General features: G+C 74.1%; 15 protein-coding genes. 11 read left to right on the plus strand and 4 right to left on the minus strand.

Annotation, left to right across the window (positions count from 1 at the left end; translation table 11 throughout):
• Positions 1–43 precede the first annotated feature (43 nt).
• A complete protein-coding gene (locus BLW63_RS05435) occupies positions 44–634 on the minus strand; it encodes a hypothetical protein (RefSeq protein ID WP_091152331.1) in 591 nt (196 codons plus the stop codon).
• Entirely contained in the window at positions 631–1,317 is a 687-nt protein-coding gene (locus tag BLW63_RS05440; protein ID WP_091152334.1) for a glycosyltransferase family 29 protein, read from the minus strand. The genes BLW63_RS05435 and BLW63_RS05440 overlap by 4 nt, the downstream gene beginning before the upstream one ends.
• A gap of 254 nt (positions 1,318–1,571) precedes the next feature.
• On the opposite strand from BLW63_RS05440, the gene BLW63_RS05445 reads away from it, so the two are divergent.
• The 4 genes from BLW63_RS05445 to glfT1 are packed head-to-tail and all read left to right on the plus strand — an operon-like array spanning position 1,572 to position 6,013.
• Positions 1,572–3,434: a glycosyltransferase gene (locus BLW63_RS05445; RefSeq protein WP_091152335.1), complete on the plus strand. Its 1,863-nt coding sequence runs from the start codon at positions 1,572–1,574 to the stop codon at positions 3,432–3,434.
• Positions 3,435–3,441: 7 nt separating this feature from the next.
• On the plus strand, positions 3,442–4,311 hold the full coding sequence (wzm, locus tag BLW63_RS05450; protein ID WP_091152338.1) for a galactan export ABC transporter permease subunit Wzm/RfbD: 870 nt from the start codon (positions 3,442–3,444) through the stop codon (positions 4,309–4,311).
• A gap of 13 nt (positions 4,312–4,324) precedes the next feature.
• Complete coding sequence (gene wzt / locus BLW63_RS05455) at positions 4,325–5,086, plus strand: galactan export ABC transporter ATP-binding subunit Wzt/RfbE (protein ID WP_091152340.1); 762 nt, start codon at positions 4,325–4,327, stop codon at positions 5,084–5,086.
• Positions 5,087–6,013 (plus strand): galactofuranosyltransferase GlfT1, encoded by a 927-nt coding sequence (gene glfT1 / locus BLW63_RS05460; protein WP_091152342.1) that lies wholly within the window; start codon positions 5,087–5,089, stop codon positions 6,011–6,013.
• 200 nt (positions 6,014–6,213) lie between these two features.
• On the opposite strand, the gene BLW63_RS05465 is transcribed toward glfT1, so the two are convergent.
• Positions 6,214–8,133 (minus strand): glycosyltransferase, encoded by a 1,920-nt coding sequence (locus BLW63_RS05465; protein ID WP_091152344.1) that lies wholly within the window; start codon positions 8,131–8,133, stop codon positions 6,214–6,216.
• Between the two features lie 5 nt (positions 8,134–8,138).
• Complete coding sequence (gene glf, locus BLW63_RS05470) at positions 8,139–9,326, minus strand: UDP-galactopyranose mutase (protein WP_091152346.1); 1,188 nt, start codon at positions 9,324–9,326, stop codon at positions 8,139–8,141.
• Between the two features lie 169 nt (positions 9,327–9,495).
• Here glf and BLW63_RS05475 point away from each other — a divergent pair, with 169 nt between their 5' ends.
• The 7 genes from BLW63_RS05475 (at position 9,496) to BLW63_RS05505 (ending at position 17,205) form a co-directional block, all read left to right on the plus strand.
• Positions 9,496–10,428 (plus strand): glycosyltransferase family 2 protein, encoded by a 933-nt coding sequence (locus BLW63_RS05475; protein WP_091152348.1) that lies wholly within the window; start codon positions 9,496–9,498, stop codon positions 10,426–10,428.
• Position 10,429: 1 nt separating this feature from the next.
• The gene (locus BLW63_RS05480; RefSeq protein WP_091152350.1) at positions 10,430–11,527 is read left to right on the plus strand and encodes a mannose-1-phosphate guanylyltransferase; all 1,098 of its coding nucleotides are present in this window, start codon (positions 10,430–10,432) and stop codon (positions 11,525–11,527) included.
• An 84-nt stretch (positions 11,528–11,611) separates the two neighbouring features.
• The gene (locus BLW63_RS05485; protein ID WP_091152352.1) at positions 11,612–12,382 is read left to right on the plus strand and encodes an SDR family NAD(P)-dependent oxidoreductase; all 771 of its coding nucleotides are present in this window, start codon (positions 11,612–11,614) and stop codon (positions 12,380–12,382) included.
• Positions 12,383–12,554: 172 nt separating this feature from the next.
• Positions 12,555–14,192, plus strand: coding sequence for a hypothetical protein (locus BLW63_RS05490; protein ID WP_091152354.1), 1,638 nt, complete (start codon positions 12,555–12,557; stop codon positions 14,190–14,192).
• A 143-nt stretch (positions 14,193–14,335) separates the two neighbouring features.
• On the plus strand, positions 14,336–15,118 hold the full coding sequence (locus BLW63_RS05495; RefSeq protein ID WP_244522378.1) for a DNA-3-methyladenine glycosylase family protein: 783 nt from the start codon (positions 14,336–14,338) through the stop codon (positions 15,116–15,118).
• A 14-nt stretch (positions 15,119–15,132) separates the two neighbouring features.
• Positions 15,133–16,263 (plus strand): hypothetical protein, encoded by a 1,131-nt coding sequence (locus tag BLW63_RS05500; RefSeq protein ID WP_091152359.1) that lies wholly within the window; start codon positions 15,133–15,135, stop codon positions 16,261–16,263.
• An 18-nt stretch (positions 16,264–16,281) separates the two neighbouring features.
• Complete coding sequence (locus BLW63_RS05505) at positions 16,282–17,205, plus strand: hypothetical protein (protein ID WP_091152361.1); 924 nt, start codon at positions 16,282–16,284, stop codon at positions 17,203–17,205.
• The last annotated feature ends 7 nt before the right edge of the window (positions 17,206–17,212 follow it).

A 17,212-nucleotide genomic window follows, 5' to 3' on the forward strand; every position in this document is an offset into this window, starting at 1 on the left:
CCCACTGCGGGGAGCCGGCGGCCGCCGTCGTCTGCGCGGTCGGTCAGGCGGTGCCGGCGCCGTCCGCGCTGCTCGTGCCGTTCGTGCCGTTCGCCGGGCCGGGCCGGCGGGCGGCCTCCAGCTTGCGCAGCCGCTCCTCGTAGCGGGCGATGCCGCTGAACCGGACCCGGATCCGCTCGTGCTCGCGCACCACCTCGTCGAGCAGGCGGCGCGCCTCGGGGACGTCCTCGGGGGTGCCGACCTCCACCGGACCCCCCGCGTGCTCCCGATCGGCGATCCGGACCTCCAGGGCGGCCACGTGCGGCCCCAGCCGGTCCACGTCGAAGGAGACCCGGCCGTGCTGCTCGCGCAGCTCGGCCAGCCCGTCGGAGAGGCGCCGCAGCTCGTCCTCGACCCGCCGGACCTCGCCGGCGAGCGCGTCGCAGCGCTCGTCGACGTGGCTGCGGAGGCCGTCGAGCTCGGCTCGCAGCTGCGCGCGCACGTCGGCGTCGACGTGCTCGACCCGCTCGCGCACCCCCCGCAGCCCCGGCTCGGTGCGGACGGCGACGACCGCGTCGAGCTTGCGCTGCACCACCGCCCACACCGTGTTGCCCCGCAGCGCGAGCGCGAGCCGACGCACCGGCCCGCCGCTCACGACAGGTACTCCGCCGTGCCGTCCTCGATCCAGCTGCGCAGCATGGTGGCCTCCGCGATGAGCTCGTGGTCGCCCGTCAGGACCGAGGCCCCGCCGTAGGCGTGGTCCCAGGTGGACTGCACCGGGGTCCAGATGAAGGAGAACCCGGCGAGCAGCAGCCGCGCGTCGGGGTAGAGGGTGCGCACCAGCCAGGCCGCGACCGTGCCCGTCGTCGCCCACCGCGGCTGCGCCGGGTCGAAGCCGAGCGCCCGGGACAGCGGCTGGTTGACCTCCCGGTTGGGGATCGGCACCAGGCCGAGGTCCGGCGGCCACCACGTGGGCAGCCGCTCGACGTCGGCGTACATCATCCCGGGCTCGTTGTAGAGGTACAGCCGGGAGCGGTAGTCGGCGAACACCCAGGGCGTGGCCTCGAGGGCCCACTGCGTGACGACGACGTCGGCGCGGGTGCCCAGCCCCCGGGGGTGCTGCGGCCCGTCGAGGGCGAAGCCGTTCACCCGCACCACCAGGTCGGCGGCGTCGATCGCCGCGGCCCGCTCGGGGTCGGGGGGCACCGGGGCGTTGCCGACGACCGCGACCGACGTCACGGGGGTGCGCGCGGCGTAGGCGTCGACCAGTCCGGCGACGACCTCCAGCCCGTTCGTCACGGGGGTCGGCGCCCCGACCTGGGGGTCTGCGACTGCCATCGCCGCGACGGTAGCAAGCAGGGCGGGACGGACTCGTCCTCCTGGGGTGGTCCGGCCCTCCTGGGAGCACTGTGACGGATGGGGTCCCGTTCCGCCGGACCTCGGGCCGCCAGGGCGCGACGCGGTTATGCTGCCGTCATCGAAGCCGGTCGAGGGACCCGTGTCGCCGCCGTGACCGGTGGGTGGTCCACGCCCGGTCGACCGCCGTGCGACCTGGACCCGTCATGCCGTCGTCCCGAGGACTGCAGAAGCCTATGACCACCACCTCCGCCGAGCCGCCCGTCGCCCAGACCGAGGCGACGCGCGACGTCGCCGGCCTGGCGCAGCGGCTCCTCACCCTGCCTCCCGCGCCGGGTCTGCCGGGCGAGCTGTACGCCAAGACCGTGGAGGGCCACGCGGACCTGGAGCGCACGTCCTTCACGCTCGCTCCCCACTCCGCGCTGTCCACCAACACCTACTTCGGCCGGGTGCCCGCCTCCTACTGGCAGCGCTGGACCGCCGTCCGGGAGATGACCTTCGAGGCCGAGACCTCGGGCGTGGGCCGGGTCGAGCTCCTCGCCAGCGACCCCACCGGCGAGGAGCGCGTGCTCACCGGGGTCGACCTGTCCGGCTCCGGCACGGTGTCGCTCACCGTGGCCCTCGACAAGTTCGTCGACGGCGGTGCCGTCTGGGCCGAGTTCACCAGCGCCGACGCCCCGCTGGCGGTCTCCGGGGGCCGATGGACGATCCCGCACCCCCCGCGGCAGCGGAAGACCGCCGTCGTCATCTGCACGCACAACCGGCCCGCGGACTGCGCTAAGACGCTGCAGACCCTGGCCGCCGACCTGCCGGCGCTCGACGAGCTCGACACCGTGTACGTCGTCGACCAGGGCGACAAGCGGGTCTCGGCGCACCCGGACTTCGAGCAGGTCTCCACCGCGCTCGCCGGCCGGCTGCGCTACATCAACCAGGCGAACCTCGGCGGCGCCGGCGGGTTCACCCGCGGCATGTACGAGATCACCGAGGTCGAGGCCGAGCACCACGCCAACGTGCTGTTCATGGACGACGACATCCTGCTCGAGCCCGACACGATCATCCGGATGACCGCGTTCGCCAACTCGGCGCGCGAGCCGGTGATCGTCGGCGCGCAGATGCTGTACGCGCTGCACCCGAAGCGGCTGCACACCGGCGCGGAGTTCGCCGACCTGGTGAAGCTGCAGGCCGGCAAGGTCGTGCCCGGCGCCCTGTGGAACACCGACCTCACCGAGGAGAACCAGGAGCTGCGGGTCGACGCCGACTACAACGCCTGGTGGAGCGCGCTGCTGCCCTCGGAGATCGTCTCGGCGACCGGCTACCCGCTGCCGGTCTTCTTCCAGTGGGACGACATCGAGTACGGCTACCGCGCGCGGGAGAACGGGTTCACCACCGTCACCCTCCCCGGGGCCGGCGTCTGGCACGCCGACTTCATGTGGAAGGACCAGGACGACTGGTCGCGGTACTTCAGCATCCGCAACAGCCTGATCACCTCGGCGCTGCACAGCGACTTCGACAGCCGATCCATCGCGGTCACGCTGTTCGGCCGGCTGCTGGCCTACATCGCCGGGCTGCAGTACGGGCTGGCCGCCACCGTCATCAAGGGCATCGACGACTTCCTCCAGGGCCCGGAGATCCTGGCCGACGGCGGCCAGCGGGTCCTCGGCGAGGTCCGCGAGCTGCGCAAGGCCTACCCGGAGACGGTGAAGCACGACGCCGCGGCGATCCCCGGCGTGCCGCTGCGGGGTGAGACGATCGAGCGCGCGCTGCCCGACCCGTCGCAGTTCCGTGCGGTGCTCGCCAAGCGGCTGCTGTGGCAGCTCACCGGGCGCACCGCCGGCTCGGTCGCGATCACCGCGGACGACGCGCAGTGGTGGCACGTCTCCCGGTACCGCCGCGCGATCGTCACCGACGCGTCCCAGGAAGGCGTGCGGGTCCGCGACCTCGACCGCGACCAGGCCGTCACGCTGCTGCGCGAGAGCGCTGCGGCCTGCTACCGGCTGGCCCGCCGGGGTCCGGCGGCCGCGCAGCAGTACCGCGACGCGCTGCCGCAGCTGACCAGCCGCGAGAACTGGCGGCGCCTCTTCGGCGCCGGGACCGAGTAGGCCCGGCGTGTCGACGAGCAGCACCACCGCGCCCACCGCGCCCGACATCCCGCCGCACGTGCGGCCGCCGGGGCGTGACTTCCGCTCCGCCTTCCGCGACCTGAGCCGCGGCTGGGGACAGCGGGAGCTGTGGCTGCAGCTGGGCTGGCAGGACATCCGCCAGCGCTACCGGCGCTCGGTCCTCGGCCCGATCTGGATCACCATCAGCATGGCGGTCACCGCCATCGCGCTCGGGATCCTGTACTCCGCGCTGTTCGGCCTCGAGCTGGCGACGCTGCTGCCGCACGTCCTCGTCGGGATGATCGTGTGGACGTTCATCTCCGGCTGCATCAGCGAGGGCTCGGAGGTGTTCGTCTCGAACTCGGGGTTGATCACCCACCTGCCGGCGCCGATCAGCATCCACGTGTACCGGCTGGTGTGGCGCCAGACGCTGTTCTTCGGTCACAACCTGATCGTCTACGCCGTCATGCTCGTCTTCTTCCCGCAGCCGTTGCGGTGGACCGACCTGTCGGCCTTCCTGGCGTTCGGCCTGCTGGTCGTCAACGGCATGTGGGTGGCGCTGCTCATCGGGATCATCAGCACCCGGTTCCGCGACCTGCCGCCGGTGACGCAGAGCCTCGTCCAGTTGCTGTTCTTCCTGACGCCGATCGTCTGGATGTACGACGTCCTGCGGGACAACCCGGCCGTCGCCGAGCGGGCGCGGTGGGTCGAGCTCAACCCGCTGTTCCACTTCGTGGAGCTCATCCGCCGGCCGATGCTGGGCCAGGACCAGGAGTGGCACACCTGGTTCATCGTCATCGGGATCGCCCTGGTGGGCTGGGCCCTGACGCTGCTGGTCATGCGCCGCTACCGCAGCCGCGTGGCGTACTGGGTCTGAGGAGGACGCCACCATGGTGAGCATCGACGTCCGCGGCGCGAGCGTGGACTTCCCGATCTTCGACGCCAAGTCCCGGTCCCTGAAGCACACCGTGCTCGGCGTGGTCGGCGGCAACGTGGCGGCCAACGAGCGCAAGGTCGTCGTCATCGAGGCGCTGCGCAACATCGACCTGCACGTCTCCGAGGGCGACCGGCTGGCGCTGGTCGGCCACAACGGCGCCGGCAAGTCCACCCTGCTGCGGCTGCTGTCGGGCATCTACGAGCCCACGAGCGGTCAGGCGCTGGTCAACGGGCGGGTCGCGCCGGTCTTCGACCTCGGCGTCGGCATGGACCCGGAGATCTCCGGCCTGGAGAACATCCTCGTACGCGGCCTGTTCCTCGGGATGAGCCGCAAGCAGATGGAGGCGCGGGTCGACGACATCGCCGAGTTCACCGAGCTCGGCAACTTCCTGCAGATGCCGCTGCGCACCTACTCCACCGGCATGCGCGTGCGGCTGGCGCTGGGCGTCGTCACCAGCATCGACCCCGAGATCCTGCTGCTCGACGAGGGCATCGGCGCGGTGGACGCGGCGTTCCTCGAGCGCGCGAAGGGGCGGCTCAAGGACCTCGTGGACCGCGCGGGCCTGCTGGTCTTCGCCTCCCACTCCAACGACCTGCTCAAGCAGCTGTGCACCTCGGCGCTCTGGATGGAGCACGGCACCATCAGGCAGCAGGGCCCGCTCGAGGAGGTCCTCGACGCGTACAAGGGCCGCGAGCACGCGGCCTCGGGGGGCTGAGTGTCCGAGGCGGCACCGCAGACCCCCGCCCGCCCGGACGACGAGCGCGTCGTCGCGGTCATCGTGACCCGGCACCGGCCGGAGTCCCTCGCCCAGGCGCTCAAGGCGCTCGCGGTGCAGACCCGCCCGGTCGACTCCGTCGTCGTCGTCGACAACGGGCCCGAGCAGCCGGCCGAGGAGGTCGTGCGGGCCAGCGGGCTGCCGCACACCTACCTGCTCTCGCAGGCCAATCTCGGCGGCGCCGGGGGCTTCGCCCTGGGGATGCTCACCGCCCTGGCCGAGGGCGCGGACTGGGTCTGGTGCGCCGACGACGACGGCCGGCCCGCCGACGAGCACGTGCTGGCGACCCTGCTGTCGGTGGCGCGGGAGCGCGGGCTGGCCGAGGTCTCACCCGCCGTCGCCGACATCGACGCACCCGAGAGCTTCGCCTTCCCGGTGCGCACCGGGCTGCGCTGGAAGGGCGAGCGCGACCGCCTCGGCGGCCAGGACTTCCTGCCCGGCTACGCCTCCCTCTTCAACGGCGCGCTGTTCGCCGCGTCCACCCTGGCGCAGACCGGCGTGCCCGACCTGCGGCTGTTCGCCCGCGGCGACGAGACCGAGATCCACCGCCGGCTGGTGCGGGCGGGGCTGCCCTTCGGCACGGCGCTCGACGCCACCTACCTGCACCCGAACGGCCGGGACGAGTTCAAGCCGATCCTCGGCGGGCGGCTGTCCGCGCAGTACCCCGAGGCGGCGTGGAAGCGCTACTACACCTACCGCAACCGCGGGTACCTGATGCGCCAGCCCGGGATGCGCTGGCTCTTCCCGCTCGAGCTGGTCCGCTTCTCCTGGTTCTTCCTGGTGACCCGCCGCGACGTGCCCGGGTACCGCGAGTGGCTGCGCCTGGTGCGCGCCGGTCGCCGGGAACGGTTCACCCCCGTCGCCTGACGGTGCGGTTCAGTCGCGCCGCCTGACGGCGCACCGCCCGACCCGACGAGACGGCGGGGCACCCACCTGCGAGGGAGCTGCCCCGCCGTCTCGTCGTCGTGGTGCGCCCACCGGCCCCCGGACGACGGACGGCCCGGGTCCCCTCCGCGGAGGGGACCCGGGCCGTCCGGGGGGTTGCGCGCCCGCTGCCGGGCCGGTCCTCAGGAGGTGAAGACCTTCTCCCAGTTCGCCGCCGAGGTCAGGTCGGCGTAGGAGTCGCGGTACTGCTGCTTGGCGCGGGGGAAGCGCCGGGCGATCTCCAGGTTCAACCGCACCGACTCGCGGGCCAGGCGCCAGAACGTCGCCGGGTCGCGGCGGCGGACCGTGACGCCGCGACCGTCCGCGGTGGCCACCGAGGCGCTGTCGAGCTGGGCGAGCACGAACCACTGCGCGTCCCGGGCCGGGAGCTCCACCTGCGGCCGGTCGCCACCGTCCTGGACCGGCCGGATGTTGTTGCGCAGCGCCTGCAGCGCCGCCCGCGCGATCGCGCGCTTGGCCACCGGCGGGTGCACCATGCCCTCGGTCGCGTCCTGGCCCATGTGCGGCAGCGGGATGCGCGACCGCTCGGTGATGACCTGACCGTCGGAGTACCGCGCCCGCTCCGCACGGACCTCGGCCAGCACGCCGGGCAGCTGCGGGAAGAGGTTCTGCGGGCCGGCGAGGAAGTCGCGGTAGGCCTTCAGGTGCAGTGCGACCGCGGAGTACTCGAGCCGGAACAGGTGCCGGATGTCGGCGCGGATGTTCTCCTTGACGATGTCCTCGGCGCGCTTGAGCGGGCTGTGCAGGGCGGCGACCACGAGCTGGTTGCGCGCGTGGAAGTACGCCTGCCAGTCGGTCGAGTCGTCCTTGTCGGTCCAGGACAGGTGCCAGATCGCCGCGCCGGGGAGGGTGACCGTGCGGTATCCGGCAGCGCCGGCCCGCATGCCGTACTCGGCGTCGTCCCACTTGATGAACAGCGGGAGCGGCAGCCCGATCTCCTCGGCCACCTCGCGGGGGATCAGGCACATCCACCAGGCGTTGTAGTCGACGTCCACCCGGCGGTGCAGGTGCCGGGCGTCGCGCAGCGACCAGTGCGCGAAGTCGTGGCCCACAGCGGCGTACGGCGCCGGGCGGTACCGCATCAGCCGGCGGTCGACGCTCTCACCCATGGTGTGCAGCACCGAGCGGTCCTGCAGGGTGAGCATCTGCCCGCCGACGAGGGTCGGCTCGTCGGTGAACCGGGCGAAGACGAGCGCTCGGTGCAGGCTGTCGGCCTCGAGCTGGACGTCGTCGTCGAGGAACACCAGGTGCGTGGCGTCGGTGGTGGTGAGCGTCTCGTGCATGGCGCGGGCGAAGCCGCCGCTGCCGCCGAGGTTGCCCTGTTCCACCAGGTGCAGGCGGTCGCCGAGGCGGGCGGCCACCTCCGGGAACGAGGCGTCGTCGCGCACCTTGAGGTTGCCCTGGTCGGCGACGACGACCGCGGCGAGCTCGCCGTCGAGGACCGGGTCCGCGGCGACGGTGTGCAGCGCGGCGACGCAGTCGACCGGGCGGTTGAAGGTGCAGATGCCGACGGCCAGCCGGCCCGGGCGCAGCGGCTCCCGGTCGGCGTACCAGCCGGCGTCCTCGATGATCGTGTCCTCGTCGGCGGTGACGTCGAACCAGTACCAGCCGCCCTCGACGAAGGGGGTGAGGTCCAGGTCGAGCTCGACCGTCCGGCCGGTGCCCTCGACGGTGGTGCCCAGGGAGTGCAGCACGTCGCCGTTGCCCTTGGTGCGGTAGACGTCGATGCGGCAGGTACCCGAGACGCGCAGCTGCAGGGTGACGCTGGTCAGCGAGGTCCAGCGCCGCCAGTAGCCCGCCGGGAAGGCGTTGAAGTAGGTGGCGAAGGAGACCTCGTCACCGGCCGAGAGGTGCCCGGTCGACCGGGAGGTGACGTGCACCCGCTCGGACCGGACCTCGTCGAGGTACAGGGAGCGCACCTTGCGCGGGTCGGCGACCCGCGGCATGAGGACGCGCTGGAGCAGCGTGACCGCCCGGCCCGGAGCCAGGTCCTCGGCGGCGAGGTCGGCCACGACGTCGGGGGACACCTCGGTGGTCGTCATCGGGTTCAGTCCTCCAGGCGGCCGTCGAGGGCGCCGCCCTCGGCGAAGAACGGGCGGATGCGGTTCTCGTACATGGTCAGCGCCGAGCCGATCGCCATGTGCATGTCGAGGTACTTGTAGGTGCCGAGGCGCCCGCCGAAGAGGACCCGCTTCTCGGCGGCCTCCTTGGCGGCCAGCTCGCGGTAGCGCTCGAGCTTGGCCCGGTCCTCGGGGGTGTTGATCGGGTAGTACGGCTCGTCGCCGGTCTGCGCGGAACGGGAGTACTCGCGGACGACGACGGTCCTGTCGGTCGGGTAGTCGCGCTCGGGGTGGAAGTGCCGGAACTCGTGGATCCGGGTGAAGGGCACGTCCTCGTCGGCGTAGTTCATGACCGAGGTGCCCTGGAAGTCGCCGACCGGCAGGACCTCGGTCTCGAAGTCCAGCGTGCGCCAGCCGAGCTCGCCGGCCTCGTAGTCGAAGTACTTGTCGATGGGGCCGGTGAAGACCGTCGGCACGTCCTGGGGGAGCTCGCCGCGGACGTCGAAGTAGTCGGTGTCCAGCCGCACCTCGATGTTCGGGTGGTCGGCCATCCGCTTCAGCCAGGCGGTGTAGCCGTCCTTGGGCAGGCCCTCGTAGGTGTCGTTGAAGTACCGGTTGTCGAACGTGTACCGCACCGGGAGGCGGGCGATGACCGCGGCCGGCAGCTCGGTGGGGTCGGTCTGCCACTGCTTCTTCGTGTAGCCGCGGATGAAGGCCTCGTACAGCGGGCGGCCGATCAGCGAGATCGCCTTCTCCTCGAGGTTGGCGGCCTCGGCGGTGTCGATCTCGCCGGCCTGCTCGGCGACCAGCGCCCGGGCCTCGGAGGGGGAGAAGCTGCGGCCGAAGAACTGGCACAGCGTGGCCAGGTTCATCGGCAGGGAGTAGGTCTGCCCCTGGTAGATCGAGTAGACCTTGTGCTGGTAGTTCGTGAACTCGGTGAACTGGTTGACGTACTGCCAGACCCGCTCGTTGGACGTGTGGAACAGGTGGGCGCCGTAGACGTGCACCTCGATGCCGGTCTCGGGCTCGGGCTCGGAGTAGGCGTTGCCCCCGATGTGGCTACGGCGGTCGAGGACCAGCACGCGCTTGTCCAGCTGGGTGGCGACCCGCTCGGCGACCGTGAGGCCGAAGAACCCGGAGCCGACGACGACGAGATCAGGACTGGCTTGAGTCACGCTTGGCGACTGTACCGGCGCGGAACGGTCCGACCGGGGCGAAACGGGGACCGGTGTGACGGGCCCGTCCCCCTCGTCACATCGGTTCCCTGCAGCCCCACGCGGCCCGCCGTCGCGGGCTCCCGGGTGCGCCCGGCGACGCTCCGGCGGGCCTCGTAGGGTTCCCCGCGTGAGTGCACCACGGCCGGACGTCCCCCTCCGCGTGGTCGCGGTGACGTACTCCCCGGGCGCGGCCCTCGAGGGCTTCGTCGAGTCGTTGGCCGAGGCCACCAAGCGGCCGGTGGAGGTGGTCCTCGCCGACAACGGCTCCACCGACGGCGTCCCGGAGCGCGCCGCGGCCCGCCACCCGCACGTGCGGCTGCTGCGCACCGGCGGCAACGTCGGCTACGGCGCCGCGGTGAACGCCGGGATGGCCGGGCTGACCGAGGGGTACGCCGTCGTCGCCAACCCCGACGTCCGCTTCGACCCCGGTTCGGTCGACGAGCTGCTGGCGGTGGCGGCCCGCTGGCCGCGCGCGGCCACCGTCGGCCCCGCAATCCGCACGCCGGAGGGCGAGCTGTACCCCTCCGCGCGAGACCTGCCGCGGCTGTCCACGGGCGCCGGTCACGCGCTGCTGGGCTGGGCCTGGCCGGGCAACCCGTGGACGGCGCGCTACCGGCGCGAGCGCGAGGCGCCACGGGAGCGCCCGGCCGGATGGCTGTCGGGCTCGTGCCTGCTGGTCGACGTCGCGGCCTTCTGGTCGGTCGGTGGCTTCGACCCGGGCTACTTCATGTACTTCGAGGACGTCGACCTCGCCGAGCGGCTCTCCCGCCGCGGCTGGCTGCACGTCTACGCCCCGTCGGCGGTCGTGGAGCACGAGGGCGGGCACGCCACCCGCCGCCAGCCGCACCGCATGCAGCGGGTGCACCACACCAGCGCCCTGCGCTACCTCTCCGGCCACTACCCGCTGCGCCGGCACGCGCCGCTGCGGCTGGCGCTGCGGGCCGGGCTGGGCGGCCGGATGCTGGTGTCCTACGTGAGCGGCCGGGTGGCAGCCGGTGCCCGCTTCCAGCGCCGCGCGGAGGGCGTGGGCCGGGCGGCGCGCCGCCTCGGGAGGGGCTGAGGTGCGGCACGCGGTCGTCATGGCCGGCGGCTCGGGCACGCGGCTGTGGCCGCTGTCCCGCGGCGGGCGGCCCAAGCAGCTGCTCGACGTGGTCGCCGACAGGGACGGCGGGGCCCACAGCCTGCTCGCCGAGGCCTTCGCGCGGCTGGAGACGGTGCTGCCGGCCGACCGGATCTGGGTGTGCACCGCCGCCCGCTACGGCGAGCAGGTGCGCGCCGCCCTGCCGCGGCTGCGCCCGGACCGGCTGGTGCTCGAGCCGGTCGCCCGGGACACCGCCAACGCCGTCGGCCTGGCCGCGGCCCTGGTCGCCGACGTCGACCCCGACGCCGAGCTCGCCGTGGTCAGCGCCGACCACGTCATCCGCCCGGTCGAGCGGTTCGCCGCGGCGCTGACCACAGCCTTCGACGCCCTCGCCGCGCGGCCCCACTCGCTGGTGACCCTGGGCATCCGCCCCACCGCGCCGGCCACCGGCTTCGGGTACGTGCAGCGCGGCGCGCCGACCGGGGTGCCCGGCGTCGCCGAGGCGGCCTCGTTCCGCGAGAAACCCGACCTCGGCACCGCCGAGACCTACCTCGCCTCGGGGCTGTACCTCTGGAACTCGGGCATGTTCGTGTGGCGGGCCTCGACGGTCCTCGAGGCGCTGGCCGACCACCTGCCCGCCACCGCCGAGGGCCTGGCGCGGGTGGTCGCCGTCCCGGCCGGGCCGGAGCGGGACGCCGTCCTGGCCGAGGTGTTCCCGACGCTGCCCAAGATCAGCGTCGACCACGCCGTCATGGAGCCCGCGGCGAACGAGCCGGGGCGGGTGCTGGTGGCCGACCTCGACGTGGACTGGCTCGACGTCGGCTCGTGGCCGGCGCTGGCGCAGACGCTCGAGCAGGTGGGGGAGGACGCCGTCGCCGGGCTGGCGGTGACCCTCGACAGCGCCGGCAACATCGTCTTCAGCGACGACCCCGACCACCTGGTGGCCCTCGTCGGCGTCCGCGACAGCGTCGTCGTCCACACCGCCGACGTGACGATGGTCTGCCCGGTGTCCGACGCCGAGCGGGTCAAGCAGCTGCTGACCGAGGTCGAGGAGCGACACGGGTCACGGTTCAGCTGACGAAGGACCTCCCTGCCCCCCGCCACTCGCAGGCTCGCGGCGGGACCCTGCAGGGAGGCCGGCCTCCGGGATAACTTGCCGGACGTGAAGAGCTTCGACGTCGCCGCTGTCGTGTCCGGTGGGGCCTCCGGCCTCGGGGAGGCCACCGTCCGGGCGCTGGCCGCGCGGGGCGCGGCCGTGACAGTCCTCGACCTGCAGGAGGAGAAGGGGCAGCAGCTCGCCGCCGAGCTCGGCGGGCGGACCACCTTCGTGCGCACCGACGTCACCGACGCCGACTCGGTGCAGGCGGCGGTCGAGCAGGCGGCGGGCGGCGAGCGGCCGCTGCGCGTCGCGGTCAACTGCGCCGGCATCGGCTGGGCCCAGCGCACGGTGGGCAAGGGCAACGTGCCGCACGACCTGGACCCGTTCGTCCGCACCGTCATGGTCAACCTGGTCGGCACCTTCAACGTGCTGCGGCTGGCCGCCGCCGCGATGGCCGCCACCGAGCCGGACGAGGACGGCGAGCGCGGCGTCGTCGTGAACACCGCCTCGATCGCCGCCTACGACGGGCAGATCGGGCAGGTCGCCTACGCGGCGTCCAAGGGCGGCATCGTCGGCCTGACCCTGCCGGCGGCCCGGGACCTGTCGAGCGTCGGCGTCCGGGTCTGCACCATCGCCCCCGGCCTGGTGGACACCCCGCTGCTGGGCAGCCTGCCGCAGGAGGCGCGGCAGGCCCTGGCCGCCGGCATCCCGTTCCCCAAGCGCCTCGGCCGGCCGGCGGACTTCGCCCAGCTCGCCCTGGACATCCTCGAGCACGGCTACCTCAACGGCGAGGTCATCCGGATGGACGGCGCCTTGCGGATGGCGCCGCGCTGACCCGCCCGCCGGTGCACGCACGGGCCCCGTGGGGCGGGTGGTGCGGACACGGGGGAGGACCCGCCGCGGCGCCGCCGGCCCCACCTACAGTCGCTTCCCGGGCCCGCTGAGGAGCGGCGCCCGGAGGTGGTGGCCGCGGCGCCGTCCACCACAGGGAGCGGTTCGGAGACGCATGGCGAACACCACCACGGCGACCGATCCCGCACCGGGACAGGCGCCCGACCGGCGCCGGGCGGTGCGGGCCCGGCTCGCGCGGTCCTGGCCGGCGCGGCACTGGACGCCGACCCTGCTCGTCCTCGGCGGAGTGCTCTGGGTCGGCAACGCGCTGCCCCTCTACCCGGGCTTCATGTCCTTCGACTCCGTCATGCAGCTGGGGCAGGCGCTGGACCCGTCGACGCTGGCCGACTGGCACCCGCCGGTCATGACGGCGCTGTGGTGGCTGCTAATGGCCCTGACCGGCGGCAGCGTCGGCAGCATGCTGGTCGCGCAGCTGGGCCTGCTCTGGGCCGGCCTCACGCTGCTGGCGGTGTACGTGTACCGGCGCAGCGGGCTCCGCCTGCTCTCCCTGCTGCCGCTGCTGCTCGGGGTGCTGCCGCACGTCGCCAGCACGTCCGCGGTGATCTGGAAGGACGGCCAGCTCGCCTTCGCGCTGCTCGGCGCCGTCGTCCTGCTGCTGTTCGTCCGCCGCGGGGTCGACCGCGCCTGGCTGCGCTGGACCGACGTGGCCGTCGCCGTCCTGCTGGTCGCCTACGCCGGCGCGGTCCGCTACAACGCGCTCCCGGCGATCATCCCGCTGCTGTTCCTCCTGACCTGGCCCGGGACGCGGCGGGCCCGGCGGTACCGGATCGCGCTCGCCGGCGCCGCCGTCGTCGGGGCGCTGGGAGCGACGCCGGTCATCGACGCCGTGCGCCCGGTGCAGGAGACGCACCCGGCCGCCGGCGTGATGCTCGACGACGTCCTGCACCTGTACACCGTCGACGAGCTCCGGGCGGCCGACGTCAGCCCGCCGCTGCGCGACTACCTGGTCACACTCGCCACCACCTGCCCGCCGGAGACCCGCGACGTCAACTACACGTGGCGGTGCGCCAACACGACCGGGACCATCCCGGCGGTCTTCCTGTCCCACGCCGAGGAGCTGCAGGGCCTCTACCTGCGCGGCATCGCCGAGCACCCGCTGGACTACGCCGCCTTCCGCCTCCGCGTCTTCGGCGAGTTCCTCCACACGCCACCGGAGGAGGTGTTCGTCACCTGGTCCACCATCGGCCCGAACCCGTACGGCCTGGTGTTCGACCCGAACCCGGCGTCACGGGCGCTGGAGACCTACCTGGGCGTCACGGCGCGCGACTTCGGCGTCGTCTTCATGCCCTGGGCCTGGCTGCTGGCGGCGCTCGTCGTGCTCGGGGTGGGCTGGCGGAGGCGGGGGTCGGCGGAGCACGCCGGCGTCGTGCTGGCCCTGGCGGCGTCCTCGGTCCTCTACGTCGTGACCTACCTGCCGATGGTGATCGGCTACGACTACCGGTACGTCTACTGGCCGGCCATCGCGGTGAGCGTGGCCGGAGTCCTGCTGCTGCTGGACCGGCGGGCGGCGGCGGCCAGCGCGGACCCCGGCGCGGCGGTCGCTGCTGAGCCGGAGGTCACCGGCGAGCCGCCGGTGCCCGACGCGACCGCGCCGCTGGACCTGGGCCCGGTCACCGGGCCGGTTCCTCAGCACCGGGCGCCCTCGGCACGGTCGGGCGAGGGTCCGGGGCCTACCCTCGCCGCAGCGCGGGTGGCGCCCGCGCGGCCCTCTTCCCCAGGGAGCACGTCCTGAGCAGCACCACCCTCGCGGCCCCGCCGTTCGCGGACGTCTGGCGGCCGGACTGGCCGCTCGACGTCCGGCGCACCCTCTACCCGCACCAGCGCAGCGCGGGCGACCCGGCCCTGCGCCACGACGACGCGGGCTGCTGGCGGACGGTGAGCACGCCCGACGGGCCGGCGACCGTGTACCTGACCGTCCGGGTCGGCGAGGTGCGGGTGGCGGCGTGGGGGCCCGGCGCCGAGCGGGCCGGGTCGGCGGTGCCCGCGTGGCTGGGCGCGCAGGACCGGCCGGAGGAGTTCGAGCCCCGCGGGCACCCGCTGCTCACCCGCGTGCACCGCGCCTCGCCGTGGCTGCGGCTGGGGCGCACCGGGCGCACCTGGGACGCGCTGGTGCCCGCCGTCCTCGAGCAGAAGGTGACCGTCGTCGAGGCGCACCGCGTGTGGCGGGCGCTGCTGCGGCTGGCCGGCGAGCCGGCACCGGGCCCCGCCCCCGAGGACATGCGCGTGGTGCCCACCCCGCAGCGGGTGCTGGCGGTGACCGACTGGGAGTGGCACCGCTGCGGTCTGGACGGCGCCCGCCGCCGGGCGCTGCGGGCCGTGGCCAGCGTCGCCGCCCGGCTGGAGCCGGAGGAGGCCGTGGACTGCGCCGACCTTCAGCGCCGGCTGCAGACGGTGCCGGGCATCGGCGTCTGGACGGCGGCCGAGGTGGTGCAGCGGGCCTTCGGCTGCCCGGACACGGTCAGCTACGGCGACTACCACCTGAAGAACCTGGTCGGCTGGTCGCTGGCCGGCAAGAAGACCGACGACGACGGGATGATGGAGCTGCTCGAGCCCTGGCGCGGGCAGCGGCAGCGGGTCGTCCGGCTGCTGGGCATCGGCGGCAGCCGTCCGCCCCGGCGCGGCCCTCGCAACCCCCCCACCAACTACCGCCGGATCTGAGGCGCGCCCCGGCGATGACCTCTGCCTCTCCCCGGCCGGCACCCGGACCGGCGGGCCCGGGTGCGCGCGCGGAAGCCACCGGGATCGCGTCCCGGCTGCTCGCCGCCCTGCCGGCCGTGCTGCTGCTGTTCGCCCTCGTGGTCGCCGTCGCGCAGGCCCGGCGCTGGTCGCACGAGGTCCCGACCTGGCACATGGACGGCGCCTTCCAGACCGCCAGCGGACTCTTCCGGCTGGCCGACGGGCAGCTGCCGGGGCGGGACTTCTTCCCCTACCTCGGCATCGCGCCGGTGCTGCTCCTCCTCCCGCTGGTCACCCTCCTCGGCGGGGAGCTCACGGACACGGTCTTCGCCGCCCGGTTCGTGGCGCTGCTGACGCTCGAGGCCGGCGTCGGGGTCGTCGCGGTGCTCCTCAGCGGTCGCCGCCCGCTGCGCGCGCTGGCGTGGGGTGCGGCCGCCGCCGCCCTGCTGGTCGTCGCCGCCGACACCGTGTGGCCCGGACTCTGGACCGCCGCCGACGGCGTGCTCGAGGCCGCGGCCGTCCCCGGCAACAGCCTGCGCCCCATCCGGGCGTCCGCCCCCTACCTGCTGGCGGCGGTCGCCTACGCGGCGCTGCGCGGCGGGTGGACCGTCCGGCGCGCCGCGGTGGTCGGTGCGAGCGCCGGCGCGGTGGCGGTGCTCTGGTCCAACGACTACGGGCCGGTGTCGGGAGCCCTGCTCCTGGGGGTGGTGACGTACCAGGTGCTGCGCCGGGGGTGGGTGCCGCGGCTGCGCGGGCTGGCGGTCCTCTGGGGCGCCGCCGCTGCCGGCTACCTGGTCGCGGGCCTCGCGGCGACGGCGGGGCACCTGGCTACGCTGCTGGCCTACAACTTCCTCGACGTCCGCGCCGACCAGTTCTGGTACTTCGGCCCCTGGGGCGAGCCGACCCGGGTCTTCTCGGCCGGTGACCTGCTGCGCATCATGGCCGGGGAGCGGGCGCTCTACCCGCTCGCTCTCCTCGTGGGCGTCGCGGCGTACGCCCTCGTCCGCCGCGGGCTGGGCTCGCTGCTGGTCACCTACCTCGGCGCGGCCACCCTGCTCGGCGGAGTGACGGCGACCGTCGGGGGCCACGCGTTCGCGTACTTCTGGGCGTTCGTGTGGTGGGGGTAGGCCGTCACGGCCGTCGGCATGGTCCGCGTGGGGACGCTCGCGGCCCACCGGCTGCCCGCGCCGGCGGTCCGGGGACCGGCGCTGCGGCTGGCCGTTGCCGCGGGGACGGTCGCCGTCCTGGTGCCGGCCGCAGCAGTTGCGGTGCAGGACGCCCGGCAGGCCGGTGGGGTGCTCGCGGCGGACCCCCGCTACGTCCACGACGAGGGGCTGGGCGGTTTCCTCGACGTCGCCTTCGCCGACCAGGTGCGGGCGGCGCGGGAGCGCGAGGCGCCGGTGGTCGAGGAGTACCTCGGGCTGTCCGGTGTGGTCGACGGCCCGCAGTCCGACTCGGTGGACTCGGTGATCGCCGCCCTCGGCCGGCAACGGGAGGCCTTCGGGGCGCGCCTGGCCGACCGGCCGGGGCTGGTGGTGACGACGGCGCCGGAGGCCACCGACTGGGTGACCTGGAACCTCAGCGCCAACTGGTGGTTCTACCGGGACCTGTTCCGGGGCTACGCGCCGGTCCGGACCTCCCCGATCACCCTGAGCTGGACGCCGGCCGGACCGGCCACCTGGGCGGAGGTCCCCTGCCGCACCGAGGGGTCGCGGGTCGTCGTCGAGGCACTAGCGGCCGGCCTCTACGAGGTCGCGCTGCGGTACGAGGGGCCCGGGCGTGGCGCGCGCGCCTTCACGATGGTGCAGAACTCCGTCAACGTCGCCGAGGACGCCGACGGCTTCGTGGCCCTGGACCCCGGCGCCCACGAGCAGCGCTTCCCGGTGGCGGTGCGCGACCCGGGGTCGGGGACCACCGTGCTCGCCACCCGCGACGTCCCCGTGGACGACGGGCCGCTGACCACGCTGGAGTCCTGCTCGGCGTTCGCCATCACCTTCCCCGCGGGTGCCGACACCGCGGCCGTCTACGGTCGCCTGCTCGCCTCGGTCGCGCCGGCCGAGGGCGGCTGAGCCCCCG

The organism is Geodermatophilus africanus, from assembly GCF_900107105.1.
In the GTDB taxonomy this organism is placed as follows: Bacteria; Actinomycetota; Actinomycetes; order Mycobacteriales; family Geodermatophilaceae; genus Geodermatophilus; species Geodermatophilus africanus.